This is a genomic window from Pseudonocardia alaniniphila (assembly GCF_022524485.1).
Lineage (GTDB): Bacteria > Actinomycetota > Actinomycetes > Mycobacteriales > Pseudonocardiaceae > Pseudonocardia > Pseudonocardia alaniniphila.
This window is the reverse complement of record NZ_JAKXMK010000083.1, coordinates 1-2,007: the sequence shown is the minus strand read 5'-3', so window position 1 is coordinate 2,007 and position 2,007 is coordinate 1. Positions and strand designations below refer to the sequence as shown.

1 protein-coding gene is annotated in these 2,007 nt (G+C 67.6%); it reads right to left on the bottom strand.

Annotated features, from left to right (window positions below):
- Positions 1 to 102 precede the first annotated feature (102 nt).
- Positions 103 to 2,007, bottom strand: a 1,905-nt coding sequence (kdpB, locus tag MMF94_RS43040; RefSeq protein ID WP_241043277.1) for a potassium-transporting ATPase subunit KdpB, incomplete at its 5' end; no start/stop codon positions are given.

Below are 2,007 nucleotides of genomic sequence, written 5' to 3'. Positions count from 1 at the left end.
CGTACACCACCAGCGGGTAGATGATCCCGCAGAGGATGGTGAAGGCGATCAGGACGCGCAGCCCGGTGGCGGTCTGGCGCCACAGCGTGGTGAGCATGAACCTCAGATCCCTGGAATCAGACGGACGAGCAGGTCGATGACGAAGATCCCGGCGAACGGCATCACCACACCGCCCAGCCCGTAGATCAATACGTTGCGCCGCAGCAGGTTGGCCGCGCTGGAGGGGCGGTAGCGCACACCGCGCAGGGCCAGCGGGATCAGCGCCACGATGATCAGGGCGTTGAAGATGACCGCGGACAGGATCGCGGACTGCGGCGTGGCCAGATGCATGATGTTCAACAGCCCCAGCGACGGGTAGATCGCCACGAACATCGCCGGCAGGATCGCGAAGTACTTCGCGAGGTCGTTGGCGATGCTGAACGTGGTCAGCGCCCCACGGGTGATCAACAGCTGCTTGCCGATCTCCACGATCTCGATCAGCTTGGTCGGGTCGGAGTCCAGGTCGACCATGTTCCCGGCCTCCTTGGCCGCGGCCGTCCCGGTGTTCATCGCCACCCCGACATCGGCCTGGGCGAGCGCGGGCGCATCGTTGGTGCCGTCACCGGTCATCGCGACCAGCCGCCCACCCTCCTGCTCCTTGCGGATCAACGCCATCTTGTCCTCGGGCGTCGCCTCGGCCAGATGGTCATCCACCCCCGCCTCCGCCGCGATCGCCCGCGCCGTGCGCGGGTTGTCACCGGTGATCATCACCGTGCGGATACCCATCGCCCGCAACTCGCCGAACCGCGCCCGCATCCCCGGCTTCACCACGTCCGACAACCGGATCACACCCAGCACCCGGGCCCCGGCACCGTCCGGCGAGCTCGCCTCGGCCACCACCAGCGGGGTGCCACCGCCGTCGGAGATCTCCGCGACGATCGCGTCGATCTCCCCGGACTCCACATGGGTCCACCCCGCCACGGCCGACCCGGCACCCTTGCGGACCGAGCGGCCGTTCACATCCACACCCGACATCCGGGTCTGGGCGGTGAACGCCACGAACTCCATCACGGCCTCATCCGCCGTGGCCTCATCCGGCAACCCGTAGTCCCGGGCGCACAGCTCGACGATGCTGCGCCCCTCCGGGGTCTGATCGGCCAGGCTGGACAGCCGAGCCGCCGCAGCCAGATCCTGCGCGCTCACCCCGGAGATCGGGATCAGCTCGGTCGCCTGCCGGTTACCGAAAGTGATCGTGCCTGTCTTGTCCAGCAGCAACGTGTCGATATCCCCCGCCGCCTCCACCGCGCGACCGGAGGTGGCCAGCACGTTGCGCTGCACCAACCGGTCCATCCCCGCGATACCGATCGCCGACAGCAACGCACCGATCGTCGTCGGGATCAGACACACCAACAGCGCGGTCAGCACGATCAGCGACTGGTTCACCCCGGCATACGTCGACATCGGCGCCACCGCGACCACGGCCAGCAAGAAGATGATCGTCAGCACCGCCAGCAAGATCGTCAACGCGATCTCATTCGGCGTCTTCTGCCGCGACGCACCCTCGACCAGCGCGATCATCCGGTCCACGAACGACTCACCCGGCTTCGTCGTGATCTTCACAACCACCCGGTCCGACAACACCGTCGTCCCACCGGTCACCGAACTACGGTCACCACCGGCCTCCCGGATCACCGGGGCAGACTCGCCGGTGATCGCCGACTCGTCGACGGTCGCGATGCCCTCGACGACGTCACCGTCGCCGGGGATCGTCTCCCCGGCCTCGACCACGACCAGGTCACCGATGCGCAGCTCGGTGCCCGGCACCGATTCCTCCGCACCGTGGGAACCCAGCCGCCGCGCGACCGTCTCCTTCTTCGTGCGCCGCAGCGACTCCGCCTGCGCCTTACCCCGACCCTCGGCCACCGCCTCAGCCAGGTTCGCGAACAACACCGTGAACCACAACCACACCGCGATCCACCACGCGAACACCGACGGCTGAATGATCGCCATCACCGTCACGACAACGGA